Annotated in this window: 17 protein-coding genes; 10 read left to right on the forward strand and 7 right to left on the reverse strand. The window is 68.0% G+C overall.

Annotated features, from left to right (window positions below; translation table 11 throughout):
• Positions 1–4: 4 nt before the first annotated feature.
• From BVG12_RS25405 to BVG12_RS25435, 7 genes are all read left to right on the forward strand, one after another.
• A complete protein-coding gene (locus BVG12_RS25405; protein WP_075794819.1) occupies positions 5–1498 on the forward strand; it encodes a CoA-acylating methylmalonate-semialdehyde dehydrogenase in 1494 nt (497 codons plus the stop codon).
• Between the two features lie 201 nt (positions 1499–1699).
• On the forward strand, positions 1700–3064 hold the full coding sequence (locus BVG12_RS25410; RefSeq protein ID WP_075794820.1) for an NAD(P)-dependent oxidoreductase: 1365 nt from the start codon (positions 1700–1702) through the stop codon (positions 3062–3064).
• The gene (gene preA, locus BVG12_RS25415; protein WP_075794821.1) at positions 3064–4347 is read left to right on the forward strand and encodes an NAD-dependent dihydropyrimidine dehydrogenase subunit PreA; all 1284 of its coding nucleotides are present in this window, start codon (positions 3064–3066) and stop codon (positions 4345–4347) included. The genes BVG12_RS25410 and preA overlap by 1 nt, the downstream gene beginning before the upstream one ends.
• Positions 4348–4410: 63 nt before the next feature.
• The gene (locus tag BVG12_RS25420) at positions 4411–5898 is read left to right on the forward strand and encodes an NCS1 family nucleobase:cation symporter-1 (protein ID WP_075794822.1); all 1488 of its coding nucleotides are present in this window, start codon (positions 4411–4413) and stop codon (positions 5896–5898) included.
• A gap of 15 nt (positions 5899–5913) precedes the next feature.
• Positions 5914–7302 carry a dihydropyrimidinase gene (gene hydA / locus BVG12_RS25425; RefSeq protein WP_075794823.1) on the forward strand — a complete coding sequence of 463 codons (1389 nt, stop codon included), beginning with the start codon at positions 5914–5916 and terminating at the stop codon, positions 7300–7302.
• Positions 7303–7450: 148 nt separating this feature from the next.
• On the forward strand, positions 7451–8722 hold the full coding sequence (locus tag BVG12_RS25430) for a Zn-dependent hydrolase (protein ID WP_075794824.1): 1272 nt from the start codon (positions 7451–7453) through the stop codon (positions 8720–8722).
• Between the two features lie 97 nt (positions 8723–8819).
• A complete protein-coding gene (locus tag BVG12_RS25435; RefSeq protein ID WP_075794825.1) occupies positions 8820–10814 on the forward strand; it encodes an MHYT domain-containing protein in 1995 nt (664 codons plus the stop codon).
• Between the two features lie 15 nt (positions 10815–10829).
• Here BVG12_RS25435 and BVG12_RS25440 read toward each other — a convergent pair whose 3' ends face one another.
• Positions 10830–12035: an ammonium transporter gene (locus BVG12_RS25440; protein ID WP_075794826.1), complete on the reverse strand. Its 1206-nt coding sequence runs from the start codon at positions 12033–12035 to the stop codon at positions 10830–10832.
• 232 nt (positions 12036–12267) lie between these two features.
• On the opposite strand from BVG12_RS25440, the gene BVG12_RS25445 reads away from it, so the two are divergent.
• Both BVG12_RS25445 and BVG12_RS25450 read left to right on the forward strand, forming a co-directional pair.
• Positions 12268–14079: a DUF885 domain-containing protein gene (locus BVG12_RS25445; RefSeq protein ID WP_075794827.1), complete on the forward strand. Its 1812-nt coding sequence runs from the start codon at positions 12268–12270 to the stop codon at positions 14077–14079.
• Between the two features lie 218 nt (positions 14080–14297).
• Complete coding sequence (locus BVG12_RS25450) at positions 14298–15602, forward strand: Nramp family divalent metal transporter (RefSeq protein WP_075794828.1); 1305 nt, start codon at positions 14298–14300, stop codon at positions 15600–15602.
• Between the two features lie 16 nt (positions 15603–15618).
• Here the strand turns inward: BVG12_RS25450 and BVG12_RS25455 are convergent, their stop codons facing one another.
• The 5 genes from BVG12_RS25455 to BVG12_RS25475 all read right to left on the reverse strand — a co-directional run bounded on the left by BVG12_RS25455 (position 15619) and on the right by BVG12_RS25475 (position 20075).
• Complete coding sequence (locus BVG12_RS25455; protein ID WP_075794829.1) at positions 15619–16749, reverse strand: TIGR03118 family protein; 1131 nt, start codon at positions 16747–16749, stop codon at positions 15619–15621.
• A 116-nt stretch (positions 16750–16865) separates the two neighbouring features.
• On the reverse strand, positions 16866–17576 hold the full coding sequence (locus tag BVG12_RS25460; protein WP_075794830.1) for a TorF family putative porin: 711 nt from the start codon (positions 17574–17576) through the stop codon (positions 16866–16868).
• Complete coding sequence (locus tag BVG12_RS25465) at positions 17525–18826, reverse strand: S8 family peptidase (RefSeq protein WP_075794831.1); 1302 nt, start codon at positions 18824–18826, stop codon at positions 17525–17527. The genes BVG12_RS25460 and BVG12_RS25465 overlap by 52 nt, the downstream gene beginning before the upstream one ends.
• On the reverse strand, positions 18823–19491 hold the full coding sequence (locus BVG12_RS25470; RefSeq protein ID WP_075794832.1) for a zf-HC2 domain-containing protein: 669 nt from the start codon (positions 19489–19491) through the stop codon (positions 18823–18825). Before BVG12_RS25470 ends, BVG12_RS25465 begins: the two co-directional genes overlap by 4 nt.
• Complete coding sequence (locus BVG12_RS25475) at positions 19488–20075, reverse strand: RNA polymerase sigma factor (protein WP_229503711.1); 588 nt, start codon at positions 20073–20075, stop codon at positions 19488–19490. The genes BVG12_RS25470 and BVG12_RS25475 overlap by 4 nt, the downstream gene beginning before the upstream one ends.
• 176 nt (positions 20076–20251) lie before the next feature.
• Here BVG12_RS25475 and BVG12_RS25480 point away from each other — a divergent pair, with 176 nt between their 5' ends.
• Positions 20252–20650 (forward strand): hypothetical protein, encoded by a 399-nt coding sequence (locus BVG12_RS25480; RefSeq protein ID WP_075794833.1) that lies wholly within the window; start codon positions 20252–20254, stop codon positions 20648–20650.
• Positions 20651–20748: 98 nt separating this feature from the next.
• Here the strand turns inward: BVG12_RS25480 and BVG12_RS25485 are convergent, their stop codons facing one another.
• Positions 20749–21687, reverse strand: a complete 939-nt coding sequence (locus BVG12_RS25485; protein WP_075794834.1) for a LysR substrate-binding domain-containing protein — start codon at positions 21685–21687, stop codon at positions 20749–20751.
• Positions 21688–21739 lie beyond the last annotated feature (52 nt).

A 21739-nucleotide genomic window follows, 5' to 3' on the forward strand; every position in this document is an offset into this window, starting at 1 on the left:
GACCATGGAGACCATCAATCACTACGTCAACGGCAGCGCGTTCGGCGGTACCAGCGGACGCTTCGCCGACGTCTACAACCCGGCACTGGGCGAGCCCTGCGCGCGCGTGGCGCTGGCCAGTGGCGACGACGTGAACGCGGCCGTCGCCGCGGCGAGCGCCGCATTTCCGGCCTGGGCCGCGACGCCCCCGCTGTCCCGCGCCCGCGTGCTGTTCAACTACCTGCAGCTGTGCCAGCGCCACACGGACGATTTCGCGGCGATGGTCGTGCGCGAACACGGCAAGACGTTCGCCGATGCACGCGGCGAAGTCGCACGCGGCATCGAGGTGGTCGAATTCGCGGTGGGCATTCCGCAACTGCTCAAGGGCGAGTTCACGGACCAGATCGCGCGCGGCATCGACGCGTGGTCGATGCGCCAGCCGCTGGGCGTCGTCGCGGGCATCACGCCGTTCAACTTCCCCGTGATGGTGCCGATGTGGATGTTCCCCGTCGCCATCGCATGCGGCAACACGTTCATCCTGAAGCCGTCCGAGCGCGACCCGTCGGCGTCGCTGCTGCATGCGCAGCTGCTCAAGGAAGCGGGGCTGCCGGACGGCGTGTTCAACGTCGTGCAGGGCGACAAGGGCGCGGTCGACGCGCTGCTCGATCATCCGGACATCCAGGCCGTCAGCTTCGTCGGCTCGACGCCGATCGCGGAATACATCTATGCGCGCGGTTCGGCATCCGGCAAGCGCGTGCAGGCGCTGGGCGGCGCCAAAAACCACATGGTCGTGATGCCGGACGCCGACATGGACATGGCCGTCGACGCCCTCATCGGCGCCGCGTACGGCTCGGCCGGCGAGCGCTGCATGGCGATCTCGGTGGCGGTGGCCATCGGCGACGCGGGCGATGCGCTGGTCGCCCGGCTGGCCGAGCGCACGCGCGCCTTGAAAATCGCGGACGGCATGGCGGACGGCGCCGAGATGGGACCGGTCGTCACGCTCGCGGCCAAGCAGCGCATCGAAAAGCTGATCGGCGAAGGCGTGGAGCAGGGCGCGACCCTCGTCGTCGACGGCCGCGGCTTCAAGGTGCCGGGACGCGACAACGGCTTCTTCGTGGGCGGCACGCTGTTCGACCACGTGCAGCCATCCATGTCGATCTATCGGGAAGAAATCTTCGGGCCCGTGCTGTGCGTCGTGCGCCTGCCGGACGTGGGCAGCGCGTTGGAACTCATCAACCGCAACGAGTACGGCAACGGCGTGGCCGTGTTCACCCGCGACGGCGGCGTGGCGCGCGAATTCGTCCGCCAGGTGCAAGTGGGCATGGTGGGCGTGAACGTGCCGCTGCCGGTGCCGATGGCATTCAACAGCTTCGGCGGGTGGAAGAAAAGCCTGTTCGGCGACCACCACGCGTACGGGCCGGAGGGCGTGCGGTTTTATACGCGGCACAAGGCGGTCATGCAGCGGTGGCCGAATACGGCGAGCAGCGGAGTGGAGTTCGCGTTTCCGCAGATGAAATAAATCGATACGTCGTCTCCGCGCAGGCGGGAATAGCCCACCGGGCTGTTCCCCCCATGCTGAGGTGCCGGCAATCGTATCGCAAGATGTCGGTGAGCCTCAGCGTGAGACTCAGTATGGATTCCCGCCTGCGCGGGAATGACGGTCTTAAAGCCGCGTAATTCGAAGTCGTGTTCGCACCATCACGATAAGAAGGGATGCCAAATGATCGAGTCACTCCAGCACCTGCCCCACGCCACCGGCACGCACGGCGCGTTGTCCGAGCGCTTCACCGACCTGGCCCCGGCGCTGACCGCCCGCCAGGCCGCCATCGAGAGCGCCCGTTGCCTGTACTGTTATGACGCGCCCTGTACCCGCGCCTGCCCGACGGGCATCGACGTCGCGAGCTTCATCCGCAACATCCACGAGGGCAACGTGGATGGTGCCGCCGTCAACATCCTCAAGCAGAACATCTTCGGCGGCAGCTGTTCGCGCGTGTGCCCGACGGAGATCCTGTGCGAGGACGCCTGCGTGCGCAACCATGACGCCGAGGGCCAGCCGGTGAAAATCGGCCTGCTGCAGCGCCACGCCATCGACAACGCCCACTTCGCCGGCCATCCGTTCCAGCGCGCCTCTGCGACCGGCAAGACCATCGCCGTCGTCGGTGCCGGTCCGGCCGGGCTGTCGTGCGCGCACCGGCTGGCGATGCTGGGCCATGACGTCGTCGTGTTCGAGGCGCGCGAGAAGGCCGGAGGGCTCAACGAATACGGCATCGCCAAGTACAAGCTGCCGGGCGATTTCGCGCAGCGGGAGGTCGACTTCCTGCTGTCGATCGGCGGGATCGAGATCCAGTACGGCCGCATCCTGGGCGCCAACCTGCACCTGCAGGACCTGCACACGCGCTACGACGCCGTGTTCCTCGGCCTGGGCCTGGGTGCGAGCCGCCGTCTCGGCCTGACGGGCGAGGACGCGCCCGGCCTCGCGGCCGCCGTCGACTACATCGCCACCTTGCGCCAGGCGGCCGACCTGGCGGCGCTGCCGGTGCCGAAGCGCGCCGTCGTGATCGGCGCCGGCAACACGGCCGTCGACATGGCCGTGCAGATCGGACGTCTCGGCGCGGAGGAAGTCACGCTCGTTTACCGCCGCGGCGTCGAGGCGATGAGCGCCACCGGCCACGAGATCGAGATCGCGAAGACGAACGGCGTGCGCATCCGCACGTGGGCCGCGCCGCATGACATCCTGCTGGACGATGCGGGACGCGTGCGCGGCATGCGCTTCGAAGAGACGCGCCTGATCGAGGGCCGCCTCGCCGGCACGGGCGCCTTCGTCGACATCGCCGCGGATGCCGTGTTCAAGGCCATCGGCCAGCACATGGACAACGATGCGCTGTCCGATCCGCTCGCCGGCGAACTGGAACGCAGCGGCGACAAAATCAATGTCGATGCCCATTTCCGGACCAAGCTGCCGGGCGTGTACGCGGGCGGCGACTGCGTGGCGCCGGGGCAGGACCTGACGGTGCATGCCGTCCAGCACGGCAAGCTGGCCGCGCTGGCGATTCATAACGACATCCTTTCCAAAGCGGGGGCATGATGGCCGACCTGAGCATCGATTTCTGCGGCATCAAGTCGCCGAACCCTTTCTGGCTGGCGTCCGCACCGCCGACCGACAAGGCCTGTAACGTCGTGCGCGCCTTCGAGGCGGGGTGGGGCGGCGTCGTGTGGAAGACGCTCGGCGAGGATCCGCCGGCCGTCAACGTGTCGTCGCGCTACTCGGCGCTGCACGGGAAGAACCGCGAAGTCATCGGCTTCAACAACATCGAGCTGATCACGGACCGCAGCCTGGAGATCAACCTGCGCGAGATCACGCAGGTCAAGAAGGATTGGCCGGACCGTGCGCTGGTCGTGTCGATGATGCTGCCGTGCGAGGAAGCGCCGTGGCGCGAGATCCTGCCGCTCGTCGAGGCGACGGGTGCGGACGGCATCGAACTGAACTTCGGCTGCCCGCACGGCATGCCCGAGCGCGGCATGGGCGCGGCCGTGGGCCAGCAGCCGGACCTGATCGAGCAGGTCACGCGCTGGTGCAAGATGTACACGCGGCTGCCGGTGATCGTCAAGCTGACGCCGAACATCACGGACGTGCGCGCCCCCGCACGCGCGGCGCTGGCGGGCGGGGCGGATGCCGTCTCGCTGATCAACACGATCAATTCGATCACGCACCTCGATCTGGACCGCATGGTCGCATTCCCCGCCGTCGGCAACGCCAGCACGCACGGCGGCTATTGCGGCACGGCCGTCAAACCCATCGCGCTGAACATGGTGGCCGAGATCGCGCGCGATCCGGTGACGAAAGGCCTGCCGATCTCCGGCATCGGCGGCATCGGCAACTGGCGCGACGCGGCCGAATTCATCGCGCTGGGCGCCGGATCGGTGCAGGTGTGCACCGCCGCGATGCTGCACGGCTTCCGGATCGTCGAGGAGATGAAGGACGGGCTGTCGCGCTGGATGGACAGCAAGGGCTACGACAACATCGCCGCGTTCTCGCGCAAGGCCGTGCCCAACACGACGGACTGGAAATACCTGGACATGAACTACCAGGTCATCGCGCGCATCGACCAGGACAAGTGCATCCAGTGCGGGCGCTGCCACGTGGCGTGCGAGGATACGTCGCACCAGGCCATCGCCCGGCTCGTCGACGGGAATGCGCGGCGTTACGAGGTGATCGACCAGGAATGCGTCGGGTGCAATCTGTGCGAGATCACCTGTCCGGTCGAAGGGTGCATCACGATGGTGCCGCAGCAGACGGGCAAACCGTACATGAACTGGACGCAGGATCCCCGCAATCCGCGGGCGGAGGTAGTATTGGACGGTGCATGACGCGATTCGGTTGGCATCGCTCTTGCTAATAACACTACCACCGCAACGATGGAGACCGCCCCGATGAGCCCCGACCCGGCAACCCACCAGGACCTCTGGAACGAAGACCTCGCGCCCACCGGCGCCGCGCAGCGCACGTGGCGCTGGTATCACTTCGCCGCCCTGTGGGTCGGCATGGTGATGTGCATCCCGGCCTATACGCTGTCGGCCAGCCTGATCGAGGCCGGCATGTCCGCGTACCAGGCCGTGTTCACCGTGTTCCTCGCGAACGCCATCGTGCTGCTGCCGATGCTGCTGATCGGTCACGCCGGCACCAAGTACGGCATCCCGTACGCCGTGCTGGCGCGCGCCGCGTTCGGCACGCGCGGGGCGCGGCTGCCGGCGCTGATGCGCGCGATCGTCGCGTGCGGCTGGTACGGCATCCAGACGTGGTTCGGCGGCAGCATGATCTACACCTTGCTGGGCGTGCTGGCCGGGCACGCCATCGGCGGCGCCAAACTCGCCGGCCTGGGCATCAACGGCGCGCAGCTGCTGTGCTTCCTCGCGTTCTGGGCCATCCAGTTCTGGTTCATCGTGCACGGCATGGATGCGATCCGCAAGCTGGAGACGTACACGGCGCCGCTCAAGATCGCGATCTGCTTCGTGCTGCTCGGCTGGGTCTACGAAAAAGCCGGCGGCTTCGGTCCGCTCTTGGCCGCGCCGTCGCAATTCGTCGAGGGCGGCAAGAAGGCCGGCCAGTTCTGGCCCACGTTCTGGCCGTCGCTGACGGCGATGGTCGGCTTCTGGGCCACGCTCGCGCTGAACATCCCCGACTTCACCCGCTTCGCGCGCACGCAGCGCGACCAGGTGCTGGGCCAGTCCATCGGCCTGCCCGTGCCGATGGGCCTGCTGGCCGCGCTGGCCGTCATCGTCACGTCGGCCACCGTCGTCCTGTACGGCAAGGCACTGTGGGACCCGGTCGACCTGGCCAGCCGCATGACGGGCGCCGCGGTGCTGATCGCGCTGATCGTTCTGCTGGTCGACACCGTCAGCGTCAACCTGGCCGCGAACCTCGTCGGTCCGGCGTACGACTTTTCCGCGCTGGCGCCGCGCCACATCTCGTACCGCACGGGCGGCTACATCACGGCCGGCATCGCGCTCGTCATGATGCCGTGGAAGATCCTCGAATCGACGCAGGGCTATATCTTCACGTGGCTGATCGGTTACTCCGCGCTGCTGGGCCCCATCGCCGGCGTGCTGATCATCGATTACTACCTGATCCGCCGCACGGAACTGGCCGTCGACCAGCTGTACCGCGACGACGGCATCTACGGCTATCGCGGCGGCTGGAACCCGGCCGCCATCGTGGCGTTCGTCGCCGGCGTGCTGCCGAATATACCGGGCTTCATGAACGCGGCGTTTCCGGAATCGTTCCCGGATGTGGGCGCCGGTTTCAAGACCCTCTACACCTATGCCTGGTTCGTCGGGATCGCGATTTCCGCGCTCGTGTACGGCCTCATGATGAAGGGCAGGGCGGCGCCGGCGCTGCAGCCGGCCCGTTCGCTCGATTGACCCGAGGAGACGTCAATGACCCTGTTGATACGTGGTGGTACGGTGGTGAACGCCGACCGTGCATGGCGTGCCGACGTGCTGTGCGAAGGCGGCAAGATCGTCGCCGTCGGCGAGAACCTGGAAGCGCCCGCGCACGCGACCGTCGTCGATGCCGGCGGCCAGTACGTGATGCCGGGCGGGATCGACCCGCATACGCACATGCAGCTGCCGTTCATGGGCACCGTCACCGCCGACGATTTTTATACCGGCACGGCGGCAGGCCTCGCGGGCGGCACGACGACGATCATCGACTTCGTGATCCCCGACCCGAAACAGCGCCTGTTGGACGCGTTTCACACGTGGCGCGGCTGGGCCGAAAAGGCGGCGGCCGACTACACGTTCCACGTGGCCGTCACGTGGTGGGACGACACGGTGCACGAAGACATGGGCACGCTCGTCAGGCAGCACGGCGTGAACAGCTTCAAGCACTTCATGGCCTACAAGAACGCGATCATGGCCGACGACGAGACGCTGGTGAACAGCTTCCGCCGCGCGCTCGAACTGGGCGCGATCCCGACCGTGCACGCGGAGAACGGGGAACTCGTCTACCAATTGCAGCGTGAACTGCTGGCGAAGGGCATCCGCGGACCGGAAGCGCATCCGCTGTCGCGGCCACCCGAGGTGGAAGCCGAGGCGGCCAACCGCGCGATCGCCATCGCGAACGTGCTCGGCACGCCGGTGTACATCGTGCACGTGTCGTGCGCCGAATCGCTGGACGCCATCACGCGCGCCCGCGCACGGGGCCAGCGCGTGTACGGCGAGGCGCTGGCGGGCCATCTCGTCATCGACGACAGCGTGTATCGCCATGCCGACCCGGAAGTCGCGCGCGCCTACGTGATGAGTCCTCCGTTCCGCTCTAGCCACCACCAGGCCGCGTTGTGGCAGGGACTGCAGGGCGGCAACCTGCACACGACGGCGACGGACCACTGCACGTTCTGCGCCGGGCAGAAGGGGATGGGCGCGGACGATTTCACGCGCATCCCGAACGGCTGCGGCGGCGTCGAGGAGCGCATGGCCGTCGTGTGGGATGCGGGCGTGAACACGGGCCGCCTCACGCCGTCCGAATTCGTGCGCGTGACGTCGACGAACGCGGCGCAGATCTTCAACATCTATCCGCGCAAGGGCTCCGTGTCCGTGGGCGCGGACGCCGATATCGTCGTGTGGGACCCGCACGGCACGCGCACCTTGTCGGCCGCGACGCAGCATTCGAAGGGCGACTTCAACGTCTTCGAAGGCCGCACGGTGCGCGGGATTCCGACGCACACGGTGGCGGCCGGGAAGCTCGTGTATGCGGATGGCGACCTGCGGGCGGAGCGTGGGGCCGGGCGATATGTGGAGCGGCCGGCGTTCACCAACGCCATTTGAACGTTACGAACGTCGTTCCCGCGCAAGCGGGAATCCATACACGGGCTCCGCAAGTCGCAACCTACGATTCGTCGTCAGCGCCTTCCGGTAATTCAGTATGGGTTCCCGCCTGCGCGGGGACGACGGTTTATTCAACCGGAGAACAACCATGAACGACCTGCGCATCAACGGCACCCGCCTGTGGAACTCCCTAATGGAACTGGCCCGCATCGGCGCCACCGACAAGGGCGGCGTGAAGCGCCTCGCCCTGACGGACCTCGACCGCCAGGGCCGCGACCTCGTGGTCCAGTGGGCGAAGGCCGAGGGCCTGGCCGTCACCGTGGACAAGATCGGCAACGTGTTCATGCGCCGCGAGGGCGCGAATCCCGGCCTGCCGCCGGTCGTCACGGGCAGCCACATCGACACCCAGCCGACCGGCGGCAAGTTCGACGGCAACTACGGCGTGCTGGCCGGGCTGGAAGTCGTGCGCACGCTGAACGAGCGCGGCGTCCGCACGGAAGCGCCGATCGAAGTCGCGTTCTGGACGAACGAGGAAGGCTCGCGCTTCGTGCCCGTGATGATGGGCTCCGGCGTGTTCTGCGGCGCCTTCACCCTGGAGACGGCGTATGCCGCGCGCGACGTCGACGGCAAGTCGGTGGGCGAGGAACTCGAACGGATCGGCTACCGCGGGGACCAGACCCCGGGCATGCACCCGATCGGCGCGTATTTCGAAGCGCACATCGAGCAGGGTCCCGTGCTGGAGGATGCGAACAAGGTGATCGGCGTCGTGCCCGCCGTGATGGGCCTGTCGTGGTACGACTGCACGGTGACCGGCATGGAGGCGCACGCGGGCCCCACGCCGATGCATCTGCGCCGCGACGCGCTGCAGGTATCGACGGCCATCATGCAGGAAGTGGTGGCGATCGCCAACCGCTATCCGCCGTACGGCCGCGGGACGGTCGGCATGGTGCAGGTCTTCCCGAACAGCCGCAACGTGATCCCCGGCCGCGTGAAATTCAGCATCGACCTGCGCAACGTGACGGACGACCTCTTGAACACGATGCACGGCGAGATCGAGGCCTTCATCGACCGCACGCGGCGCGAGACGGGCCTCTCCATCGAACTCGAGCGCGTGTCGTATTACCCGCCGTGCCCGTTCCACCCGGATTGCGTGGACGCCGTGCGCGCCGCCACCGACAAGCTGGGCTACTCGACGATGGACGTGGTGTCGGGCGCCGGCCACGATGCCATCTATGTCGCGCGGCTGGCGCCGGCCGGGATGATCTTCGTGCCGTGCAAGGACGGCATCAGCCACAACGAGATCGAAGACGCCCAGCCGGGGCACCTGGAAGCCGGCTGCAACGTCTTGCTGCACGCGATGCTGGAACGGGCCGGGATCGCTGCCGTACCGGCAGAGAAGGAAATTGTTGCACAAAATTAACATCCTGTAATTTCTCTTTGGATTCTGGCTGAATCCGCGCGCCGGTAGCATACTGTGGACCGAAGCCGCCCGCCGGGCGGCATGCGTCTGGCCGACGATGCTGACCGGATACTATGAAACCCCGCTGGTCCTGATCTCGATCCTGGTTGCGATCGTCGCGTCCTATTCGGCGCTCAGCCTGGCCGGCCGGGTGACGGAAGCCGCCGGGCGCACCAAGTTCGCCTGGATTCTGGGCGGCGCGATCGCGATGGGCTCCGGGATCTGGGCCATGCATTTCGTCGGGATGCTGGCGTTCCGCCTGCCGATCCCGATCGCCTTCGACATTCCCATCACCCTGGTCTCCCTGGTGCTGCCGATCGCCGCGTCCGGCCTCGCGCTGTGGCAGGTGAGCCGCGCCGACCTCGGCCCCGTGCGCCTGGGCGCCAGCGCCCTGATCATGGGCATCGGCATCAATGCGATGCATTACACGGGCATGGCCGCCATGCGCATGCAGCCGGGGATCGTGTACGACCCGCTGCTGTTCGCGCTGTCGGTGCTGATCGCCGTCGTGGCGTCGGCGCTGGCGCTGTGGATCGCGTTCCGGCTGCGCCGCGGCACGCCGCACGTGTGGGTGCCGCGCGTCGGCGCCGCCGTCGTGATGGGCTTCGCCATCGTCGGCATGCATTACACGGGCATGGCGGCCGCGAACTTCCCGGCCGACAGCGTGTGCATGGCCGCGCGCGTCGGCGTGCACCGCGACAGCCTCGCCACGCTCGTCGCGCTGGCCACGTTCTGCGTGCTCGGCCTCGCCCTCATCGCCTCCGTGTTCGACGCCCGGCTGGAAACGAACGCGCGCATCCTCGCGATATCGCAGGCGACGGCGGCGGAGCGCCAGGACCTGCTCGAACGCGAGCGCATCGCGCGCGACCAGGCCGAGCGCCTGTCGGCGCTGAAGGACGAATTCCTGGCCACGCTGTCGCACGAACTGCGCACGCCCCTCAACGCCATCCTCGGCTGGGCCGGCATGCTGCAGCGGGGCGTGAAGGACGAGGCGACCTTGCGGCGTGCGCTGGAGACGATCGAACGCAACGCGCGCGCCCAGGGCCAGCTGATCGACGACCTGCTAGACATGAGCCGCATCATTTCCGGCACCGTGCGCCTGGACGTCCAGTCGGTCGATCCGGCGCGGATCATCGAGGCGGCGCTGGGCACCGTGCATCCGGCCGCGGCCGCCAAGAAGATCGCCCTGCGCTCCGACCTGGGACGCGAGGCCGGCGTCCTGCCCCTCGAGGTGCGCGCCGATCCGGGCCGGCCGCAGCAGGTGCTGTGGAATCTGCTGGCCAACGCGGTCAAATTCACGCCGACCGGCGGCAACGTGCAGGTGTTGCTGGGGCGCGACGGCAACGACGCGGTGATCCGCGTGATCGATTCCGGCATCGGCATCGATCCAAGTTTCCTGCCGTACGTGTTCGACCGCTTCCGCCAGCAGGACGCGTCGATCTCGCGCCAGCACGGCGGCCTCGGGTTGGGGCTGTCGATCGCCAAGCAGCTCGTCGAACTGCACGGCGGCACCATTGCCGTCGACAGCGCCGGCGCCCACGCGGGCACGACGTTCACCGTGCGCCTGCCGCTGGCGCGCCAGCCGGCGGCCGTCACGACGGCGGCGGACACGCGCCCGGCCGGGGCGGCCGCGCCGCGCGACCTGGCCGATCTGTCGGGCGTGCGGGTCCTGGTGGTCGACGACGCGCCCGATACGCTCGACGTGCTGGAACAGATCCTGTCGTACAGCGGCGCGGCCACGAGGACGGCGCCCGGCGCCGGCGCGGCGCTGGCGTTGCTGGAGGAGGAGGTGCCGGACGTGATCGTGAGCGACGTGGGAATGCCCGGAGTCGACGGCTTCGAACTGATGCGGCGCGTCCGCCGGCGCGCCACCACGGCGGACATTCCCGCCATCGCCCTGACGGCGTTTACGCGCGAGGACGACCGAGCCAAGGCGCTGCAGGCCGGCTTTACGGATTACCTGGCCAAGCCGGTCGAGCCGGCGGCGCTGGCGGCCGCGATCCTGCGCGCGGTGACGCGCGGCGGCGAGGCTGCGGCCGCGCGCGAGGCGTGAGTCTGACTGGAACGTTTATTGGAACGTGGTTTCGCGTTCCGGCGTGGCGCTGATGCGGTGGATGGCCAGGTCGGCGCCGTCGAATTCCTCCTCGGCGTCCAGGCGCAGCCCGACGGTGGCCTTGAGCAGGCCGTAGACGATGATGCCGCCGATGCCGGCGACGGCGATGCCCAACAGGGTGCCGATCAGCTGCGATACCATGGACACGCCGCCGAGGCCTCCCAGCGCCTGGCTGCCGAAGATGCCGGCCGCGATGCCGCCCCACGCGCCGCACAGGCCGTGCAGGGGCCACACGCCCAGCACGTCGTCGATCTTCCAGCGGTTCTGCGCCAAGGTGAACATCATGACGAAGATCGCGCCGGCGACGGCACCCGTCACGAGCGCCCCCAGCGGGTGCATCAGGTCCGAACCGGCGCACACGGCGACGAGGCCGGCCAGCGGGCCGTTGTAGACGAAGCCTGGGTCGTTCTTGCCCATCACGAAGGCGGTCAAGGTGCCGCCCACGAGGGCCATCAGCGAGTTGACGGCGACGAGGCCGTTCATCTTGTCCAGCGTCTGCGCGCTCATCACGTTGAAACCGAACCAGCCGACGGTGAGGATCCAGGCGCCCAGCGCGAGGAACGGGATGTTCGACGGCGGGTGCGCCGAGATGCGGCCATCCTTGGTGTAGCGGCCGCGGCGCGCGCCCAGCAGCAGCACGGCCGGCAGCGCGGCCCAGCCGCCGACGGCGTGCACGACCACGGAACCGGCGAAGTCGTGGAACGCCGCGCCGAAGCTCGACGTGAGCCAGTCCTGGATGCCGAAGCGGTTATTCCAGGCGATGCCTTCGAACAGCGGGTACACGAGGCCCACGAGCAGGGCGGTCGCGGCCATCTGCGGGTGGAACTTGGCGCGCTCGGCGATGCCGCCCGAGATGATGGCCGGGATCGCGGCGGCGAACGTCAGCAGGAAGAAGAACTTCACCAGCTCGTAGCCGTTCTTGGCGACGAGCGTGCTCGTGGCGCCCATGAAGTGGATGCCGTAGGCGATGCCATAGCCGACGAAGAAATAGGCGATGGTGGAGACGGCGAAGTCGATCAGGATCTTGACCAGGGCGTTCACCTGGTTCTTGCGGCGTACCGTACCCAGTTCGAGGAAGGCGAAGCCGGCGTGCATCGCCAGGATCATGATCCCGCCGAGCAAGATGAAGAGCGCGTCGGCTCCGCTTTTGTATGCATCCATGCGTACTACTCCAAAAAAGTGCAAGTTGGTCTGATAAGCACTTCTTCGTAGCAATAAACGTTCCAATTTGGTGAAACGGTGCACCCAAGGCGAGCATGTCATGTGCATTGCCCCGTAAGCGTGCAAAAGCACCGCGACGGTGCACGGAATGCGCCAAAATGGGGCCCTTTGTTGGTGTGATCAATTCGGCAAGTCGTAGTATGCTTGCGGGCAAACCTCACAAAGGAGACCCATGAACCGCACCCTGAACGCCGCCATCCTCGCGGCCTTTGTGGCGGCCGGCGCACCTATCCTGTCCGCCCATACCGCCACGACGCCGGGAACCCAGACCGCATCCGCCGCCGAGCGCCAGGTGGACCGCGTGGCCGCCCGCTTCTACGATGCGCGCGCCCGTTTCGATCCGCTGCTGTACGCGACGGCCAACGGCGACAGCCGCTACGACGACCAGATCGGGATGGCGATCGCCCCGAAGGTCCGCGCCCGCTACTTCGCCGCCAACCATCGGCTGTTGAACGAGCTGCAGAAGATCGACCGTGCGCGCCTCTCGGACAAGGCCCGGCTGAACTACGACATCCTCGTCTCCGAGATCCGCAGCCAGCTCGACCTGGAACGCTTCCCCGAGCACCTGCTGCCGCTGAACCACTTCGACAATATTCCGAGCACGCTGGCCAACTACGCGAGCGGCACGGGTTCGCAGCCGCTGGCGACGCCGGCCCAGTACCGTGCCTATCTCTCCCGGCTGGAACAGCTGCCGGCCTGGATCGACCAGGCCATCGCCAACATGAAAGAGGGCATGCGCACGGGCGTCGTGCAGCCCAAGGCGATCACGGCGAAGATGCTGCCGCAGTTCCGCCAGCTAGCCGCGAACGATGCGGAAGCGAGCATTTTTTATACGCCTATCAAGAATCTGCCGGCCGGCTTCTCCGACCAGGACAAGAAGACGCTCACCGCCGGCTATCGCCAGGCCGCGCAAAAGATCGACGCCGCGCTCGCGCGCCTGAACAGCTTCCTCGAAAAGGACTACCTGCCCGCGGGCCGCGCGACGGCCGGCTACGGCGCGTTGCCGAACGGGGCCGCGTGGTACCAGGCGCGCATCCGCGACAACACGAACCTCGACCTGACGCCCGCCGAGATCCACGCGCTGGGCGAGAAGGAAGTGGCGCGCATCCAGCAGCAGATGGCGGCGTTGGCGCCGAAGCTGGGCTACGACGGACCTTTGAAATCCTTCCCGCAATGGGTGGCCGCCCAACCGCGCTTCAAACCGTTCAAGACCGACCGCGAAGTGCTGGACCGCTACCGCGCCATCTACGGCGCCGTCGAGGCGAAGCTGCCTGAGTATTTCACCTTGCTGCCCAAGGCGAAGCTGGACATCCAGCTGGAGCCGGAGCTGACGCGCGCCACCGCGTCCGACCACTACACGCCCGTCGCGGCCGACGGTTCGCATCCGGGCGTGTTCTGGGCCGTCGTCAACGACCCGAAGGATTACAGCACGGTCGGCATGACGAGCCTGTTCCTGCACGAAGGCGTGCCGGGCCACCACCTGCACGCGGCGCTGCTGAAGGAATTGCCGTTGCCGGACTTCCGCAAATTCTTCACGGAGCACCCGAGCGCCGCCGCGTACACGGAAGGGTGGGCGCTGTACTGCGAGACGCTGGGCCGCGAATTCGGCCTGTACGACGATCCGGCTGCGTACTACGGCCACCTGAACGACGAATTGTTGCGCGCCGTGCGCCTCGTCGTCGACACGGGCATGCATGCGCAGGGCTGGTCGCGCGAGCAGGCGGTCGCGTACATGATGGACAACCTTGGCTACAGCGAGGCGCGCGCTGCGAACCAGGTCGAGCGCTACATGGTGTGGCCGGGCCAGGCGCTGGCGTACAAGATCGGCGCCCTGAAGATCCTCGACCTGCGCGCGCGGGCGCAGAAGGAACTGGGGCCGAAGTTCAGCTATGCCAAGTTCCACGAGGTGGTGCTGGGGGACGGGACGCTGCCGCTGCCTATCCTGCAGGCGCAGGTGGAGAAGTGGATCCGGTCGGAGAAGTGATCTACCGTCGTTCCCGCCATGCTGAGTGACAGAATTCGATACGTCGGAAACACCGTACGATATTTCCGACATTCGGCTCCGGAAACTCAGCATGGCGGGAATCGTGCCGGGGCACTATTCCCGCGTGCGCGGGAATGACGAAGGCCGGACATTACGGCCCATGCATAGTGTGCGCAAGCGTACATATTGCCGTTGCCTCCCGGTGCATGATGGCCTGCATGAAACCTGAAGACACCAAGGATGCCGACCGTACCATCGCCCCGCCGTCGCCGGAAGCGTCGACCTGGCTCTCGAAGCTGGGGCCGGGCCTCATCACCGGCGCGGCCGACGACGATCCGAGCGGCATCGCCACGTATTCGCAGGCCGGCGCCCAGTTCGGGTTCAACCTGCTGTGGACGCTGCTGCTGACGTATCCGCTGATGGCCGCGATCCAGGTCATCAGCGCCAATATCGGCCGCGTGACGGGCCGCGGGCTCGCCACCAACCTGCAGCGCTATGCGCCGCGCCAGGTGGTGTGGGGCATCGTCGGCCTGCTGCTCGTCGCGAACGTCATCAATATCGCGGCCGACGTGGCGGCGATGGGCGAGGCGATGGCGCTCGTCGCACCGGGACGGCCGCACTGGTATGCGGTCGGTTTCGGCGTGCTGTCGGTGCTGCTGCAGGTGTTCGTGCCTTACCAGCGCTACGTGAACCTGCTCAAGTGGCTCACGCTCGTGCTGCTTGCGTACGTGGCCACCGTGTTCGTCGTCCACGTGCCGTGGGGCGAGGTGCTGGCGGCGACCGTGTGGCCGCGCATCGCGTGGAACAAGGATTACCTGACCACCATCGTCGCCGTGTTCGGCACGACGATCAGTCCCTATCTGTTCTTCTGGCAGGCGTCGCAGGAAGTCGAGGAGCTGCGCGCGGACGACGCTGCCCAGCCGCTGCGCCACGCGCCGGAGCAGGTGGAGCGCCAGTTCAGCCGCATCCGTTTCGACACGCTCGTCGGCATGGGCGTGTCGAACGCCGTCGCGTTCTTCATCATGCTGACGACGGCCGCGACCCTGCACACGCAGGGCGTGCGCGACCTGCAGACGGCGGCGCAGGCGGCATCGGCGCTCAAACCCGTCGCGGGCGAACTCGCGTTCGTCCTGTTCGCGCTGGGCATCGTCGGCACGGGCCTGCTGGCGATCCCCGTGCTGGCCGGTTCCGCCGCGTACGCGATGGCCGGCACGTTCCACTGGAAGAGCAGCCTGGGCGCCGAATTCTCGGCGGCGCGCAAGTTCTACGCCATCATCATCGTCGCCACCCTGGCCGGCGTCGGCATCAACTTCATGCCGCTCGACCCGATCAAGGCCCTGTACTGGAGCGCGGTGCTGAACGGCGTCATCGCCGTGCCCGTGATGGCGATCATGATGCTGGTCGCATCGAGTTCACGCATCATGGGCCACCTGACGATCACGCCGCGCCTTTCCGTCATGGGCTGGCTGTGCACCGGCGTGATGGCGGCGGCGGCCGTCGCCATGTTCGCGTCCTTCCTCTGACCCCGCATATCTCATCTCATTTGAGGTCGATGCGTCCGTAGATGCCGTGGGCTTCGTCGTTAGGCCCGGCGGTGTAGAACAGCGTGTTCGTCGGCTGGTTGTTCACGCCGTTGCCGAAGGCGATGCCCCACAGGCCGTCGATCACGATGGGCGTGCGGTCGGCCTTCGACAAGGTGCCGATGAAGGCGCCGGTGGACGGGTTGTAGGCGTTGATCTTGCCGTCGCCGAAGTTCCCGACCAGGAGCGCATTGCCGAAGTCCCCGAAGTTCGCCGGCGCCATCGCGAGGCCCCATGGCGCGTTCAGCGCGCCGCCCGCCGCCAGCCGGTGCAAGAACGTGCCTCCCATGTCATACACGTCGACGACGCCCAGCCCCGCGCCCTTGACCTCGTCGTTCCCGCTCGTCTCGCGCTGGGCGTACGCCACGTAGATGCGGTCGCCGATGGCCTGGATGCCGAACGGCCCGTAGCCGGCCGGCAGGTTCGGATCGACGAAGCCGCCGGGCAGCGTGGCCTTCTGGAAGCTGGCGTTGTAGACGTCGATGCGGTTGTTGCGGAAGTCGGCCGCGTACAGGTAGTTGGCGCCCGCGAACGCGCCGATCGCGAGGCCCTTGTAGACGGCGGTACCGTTCGTGTCGACGGCCGTCACGGCATTCGTGCGGTTGACGCCGGGCGACCAGCCCGCCACCGTGCCCGCCTCGCCCACGAAGATGAAGGGGCTGGCGCCCGTCACGCCGTTCTGCGTGACCTTGAAGTCGGTGGTGCCGTTGAAGACGATGCCCGTGACGCCGGCCGCGCCGGCGGTGCCGGCCGGAATGGCGACGACGAGCGTCTGCGGCACGCCGTTGCCGTCGTACAGGGTCGACGTCGACGTGCCGTTGTTGGCGACCCAGACGAAGGCCGTCGGGTTGAACGCGAGGCCCCAGGCGTTGACGAGGTGGGTGTCGGTATGCGCGGCGCCGCTGGCCTGGTCGGTGACGAGGGCCGTGGTCGTGAATGCGCTCGCCACCACGGGCGGCATGACGACTGGTGGCGTCGTCATCGGATGGTCGTCGCCACCGCCGCCGCACGACGCGACGACGGCGCCGAGAACGATGCCGGACAAGCCGGCCTTGAGCAGGCGGACGGCCGCTTTCGATTGCAGGTTCATGATTGCTCCTCAGTAGGACGCGTCGGGAAGGGACGACGTTAATGCCCCCGTCCGCGTGCAAGGTTCAATCGAATCGCAGGTTTTTTAGGGCGGGCACTCGGTGCCCACGCGGATGCTTAAAAGCGCCGGCTGACGCTTGCGACGAGGGCGCGGGCGCGGGGGAAGCCGCTGTCCGACCCGTGCACGAGGGTTTGCCAGCCGGCCTGCAGGCGCCAGTCGTCCTTGTCGTAGGCGAGCGTGGCACGCAGGTCGGCGCGGTCGCGCGGGGCCTGGTGATAATCGGTGCTGAACGGATGCAGCAGGCCGGCATGCAGGGCAAGCGCCAGGCGTTCGCTCAGCGGGATGCCGCCGTTCAGGTCGAGGTAGACCGCGCTGCCTGCGCCGTAATAGGCGGGTGAATAGGACAGGCGCGCGTTGACCCGATCCAGCGTCAGGCCGGCGTAGAACTCGTGGTAGTCGGCCTCGCGGTTGCGCAGATAGATCGTGCGGATGATGCCGGCATCCCAGGACAAGCTCGACGTCAGCGGCAGCGCGCGGCCGCCGTAGACGATCAAGAGACCCTGGCCGCGGCCATACAATGAGATGGGCGAGGCGAAGGCACCGGCGTACCAGCCGGCATCGAAGTCATGGTCCACGCGCAGCTGCAGGGCGGGACGGGGGCCCATGGAGACGCCGCGCATCGCATATTCGGACACGAGGGTGACGTCGGCACTGGTCTGGGCAACGGCCCCGGGTGCCGCGGCGATCGCGGCGAGGCAGAATGCGAGCGCGCCCGTCAACGCGGGCGCGGGGGAGGAAGGCTGGCGGTCGTTGTCGTCGATGGGCATAGGCAAACGCAGGCTCCGGCGGCGCGCGCGATGGCCGCGCAGGCGTTTATGCTACCAGCTTGTCCGGGCCCTGACGCCAACGCGGCAGGGAATATGCGGACGCCCCCGTCGAGGTCGGCCCGCAGCCGGGCCGGCGCCGTGCCTGGACGCAGTTCGAGGATCAGCGCGGCCAGCCCCGCCACGTGGGCCGCCGCGTACGACGAGCCGGACACCAGCCCATAGCGCGCTCCCGGCAGCGAGGTCGGCACGTCCGTTCCCGGCGCGCGCAGCGATCCGGGCGGCGCCGCGCGCTGCGTGTCGGACGCCACCGCGATCACGCCCGGGTGCGAGGCGGGAAAGCCGCCGTCGGGCTGCGCCGGATCGGCCGCGCCGACGAGCGCCACGCCGCGCGACAGGGCGGCGTCGAGCAGGGCCTGCAGCAGCCGGTCCTTCGGTCCGCCCAGGCTCATATTGATGATGCCCACGTCGTTCATCAGCGCGAAATTGATGGCCTTGCCGAGCGTGAAGCTGTTGCAGCGCGCGGGCGGCCCGGCCGTTTCCCAGCACGCGCGCAGCGCCAGCAGCTTCGCGCCGGGCGCGATGCCCGCGATGCCCTGGCCGTTGCCTTCGCGCGCGGCGATGATGCCGGCGACGGCCGTGCCGTGCGCTTCGGCCGCATCCGGATACGCATCGACGAAGTTGCGCCGCAGTTTGATTTGTCCCGCGAGGTCGGGGTGGTTTGCGTCGACGCCGCTGTCGACGACGGCCACCGTCACCCCGCGTCCCGTGCTGGCGTGGTGCAGCGTCGTCAGCTGCCACAGTTGCGCGGCCGGCTGCACGGGCAGCAGCGGATCGCCGCCGTCGAGTCCCCGGTATTCCTGGATCGCCTGGGCCCAGGCGACGCGGGGATCGTGCGCCAAGGTGTCGAGCAGCCGCTCGACCTGCCCGCCGTCCTTATTTTGGGTGTCTTCCATCACGAAGCAGTCGATGCCGATGGCGGGCATCGGCCAGTCGTCGACGACGCGCAGGCCGTAGGCGGCGGCGAGCTCGCGCGCGACGCGGCGGCGCGCGGCGCGGGTGCTGTCGTCCGTGTAGCCGCCGCCGTACGCGCCGTCGGGACGGAAGTGCGGCGACGGCATGCGCAGCATCACGAGCACCTGATGGGCGGCGGGCGCCGGCGCCGCGTGCGGATCGGGCGGGTCCGCGCTCGCGCGCGGGACCGCGCACGCGAAGGCGCACAGGGCGAGCAGGCAGGCGAGGAGCCGTCTCACGGCTGCCCGATCGCGGACAACGGTTCGGCCAGCGTCACGGCCGGTTCCGCGCGCAGCCGGGCCAGCACGGGGTCCAGCTGGCCGTCCGCGCCGACCAGCCAGGCATCCGTGACGGTCGGGCCGCCGACGATGCGTGCGCCACTGCCGCGCACGATGCGGCGCAGTTCGGCCTCGGGCGTGTCGGGCCGGAAGGTGACGACGAGTCTTGCCATGCCGTTGGCGCCGGCGGCGCCCAGCGCGCGGTAGTCGGGCGCCGCGTCCGGTCGGGCAGCGGGGCGCGCCAGCATGGCGGCCAGCACGGCGATCGCGCAGAACTGCGCGGCGACGGCGGCGCGCAGCCAGGTGCGGTCGTTGGCGGCGAGGCGGTTGCGCCAGCGCTGCAGCAGGCCGGGCGTCTCCGGCACCGCGCACGGCACCGGGACGTCGTCGTCCACCGGCGCGGCGTCCAGGCGCGGCATCAGGCGGGCCAGTGCGCGGTCCGGATCGAAGTCGAGGCTCGGCCCCGGCCCGGCCGCGTGCACCGTACGCAGCAGCGCGAGGTCGGCGCGGCAGTCGGCGCAGGTTGCCACATGGGCCTGCACGCGTTCCAGTTCCGCGCCAGCGAGGGTGCCGTTGGCGAGCCAGGGCAGGGCGTCCTGGGCTTCGGGGTGGCTGTACGGGTTCATGGCCGGATCTCCAGCTGGTCTTCCAGCAGTGTTGCCAGGCGGCGGCGCGCGTGGAACAGGCGCGTTTTGACGGTGTTGACGGGACATTCCATGATTTCTGCGATTTCTGCGTAACCCATGTCGTGATAGAAGGTCAGCTGGAACGCGGCCCGCTGCGCCAGCGGCAAGGTGGCGACGGCCGCGTCGACGGCGTGCGCGAGGCGCTGCTGTTCGAAGCGCCAGTCGGGCCGGCCGGCGTCGTCGCCCACGCACTCGTCGGCGGCATCGCCCGCCGGCTCGTCCAGCGCGTGCAGCGCCTTGCAGGCCTTGCGGTAGGCGATCGCGAAGACCCAGGTCGAGACCTTGCAGCTGCCGTCGAACGTGGCGGCCTTCTGCCAGACGACGAGCAGCGTGTCGTTGACGATTTCCTCGATCAGCGGCACGCTGCGCGTCATCCTTTGCAGGAAGCGCGCCAGGCGCGGGAAATACACGCGGTACAGCATCTCGAAGGCGCGCCGGTCCCCGGCCGCGACACGGCCGAGCAGGCTGGCTTCGCCCTCGGCCGTTCCGACCGCCGAAGCCGGTTCTTCGATTCTCCTATCCACGCATGCGCTCTCTACTGTTTTGCCGTGAATACCCGCCCACCGTGCAAAGGTTCATGCGCGGCGCAACTATTTTTTGCCGCACCCGATTCTCACACGGATCGGCGCCGGGCGCGAATCGTGTTGCCGGGAACATCCAGGCATGTCACGATGTCACCATGTCAACCACATCGTGTCCCATGAAACGATTTGCCATTCCCTTCATCGCCGCCGCGCTGACCCTGGCCGGCCCCGCCCACGCGCAGATGCGCAACGCCGACGCGCCCCGTCCGCTCGGCTACACCCGCGTCGCCGACGCCCTGGCCGCGGTGCAGAAAAGCCCGGACGCGAAGATCACCCATCCGGACGGCTGGACCGTCGTCACCGTCCCCAAACCGGAACTGGCCGTCTGGTCGTTCGTGCCGGAAGGGCACGAGGCGTACCCCGCCGTCGTGCGGCGCCTGATCCGCAAGACCGACAAGGGGACGTTCGTCGAGATGAAAGTGCTGTGCGAAGCGAAGCAGGAACCGTGCCGCAGGCTGGCGCTGCAGTTCCAGCAGATGACGGCGCAGATGCAGCAGGCGCTGCAGGGCAAGTAGGGTGGGCGGCCCTCCGCCCGCGCGCAACGTTCGCATTGTGTTGGCGTAACGCGCGGGCACGTTTCATTCGGGCCCGAATGCCACTCAACGGACAGTATCTACCGGTTGACGACCACCTTGGCCGCGGCCGTCACCTGGTCGCGCAACCACTTGTGCTCGGGCGACTGGTGCACGCGCTGGTGCCACAGCTGGTAGAAGCGCATCGGCGGGAATTTGATCGGGACCGTGAAGTTTTTCAGCGGCAGCGTCTTTTCGTAGAAGCGGATGAACTGGCGGCCCGTCGTCAGCACGAGGTCCGTCTGCGTGAGCATGTACGGGATCAGGCCGAAATAGGGCGACTCGACGGCCACCTTGCGGTGCAGGCCCTGGCGTTCGAGGAAGGCGTCGATGACGCCGTGGTAGCCCGGCAGCATGGCGGTCGGCGCGATGTGGGGCAGCGTGAGGTAGTCCTCGACCGTCATCGCGTCGGACGCCGTGCGCTTGGCGTAGGCGCTGTCGGCGCGCATCGTGCAGATGATCGGGTCTTCGAACAGTTTCGAGATATGCAGGTGCGACGGCGGCTCGTCCCAGTTGGCGATCACGAGGTCCATCTCGCCGTCGGACAGCATGCGCAGGTAGTCCGTGCCGGGCCCGAGGTGGTGGATCGTCACCCGGCTGTTCGGCGCGCCGCGCCGGATCGCTGCGACGACGCCCGGCAGGAATTGGGTGTCGAGGTAGTCGGGCGCGGCGATGTGGAACGTGCGGTCGGCCTGTTCCGGCACGAACGGCGACTTGCGCACGAACAGGCCCTCCGTCTCGTCGAGGATGCGCTTGGCCGGCTTGAGCAGGCTTTCGCCGTGCTGCGTCGGCACCATGCCGCGCGCGCCGCGCACGAGCAGCGGGTCGCCCGTCAGCTCGCGCAGCTTGCGCAGCGAGGCCGAGATCGACGGCTGCGGCTGGTTCAACTTGAGGGCGACGCGCGAGACGTTCTTTTCCACCAGCAGCAGGTAGAGAATGCGGATCAGGTGCAGATCGAGGTGCTGGGGCAGGGAGGACATGGCGGATGAGGTATATACGAAGTCTGATTTTAAATATACGTTATTTTTCATG

Source organism: Massilia putida, from assembly GCF_001941825.1.
Classification (GTDB): domain Bacteria; phylum Pseudomonadota; class Gammaproteobacteria; order Burkholderiales; family Burkholderiaceae_D; genus Telluria; species Telluria putida.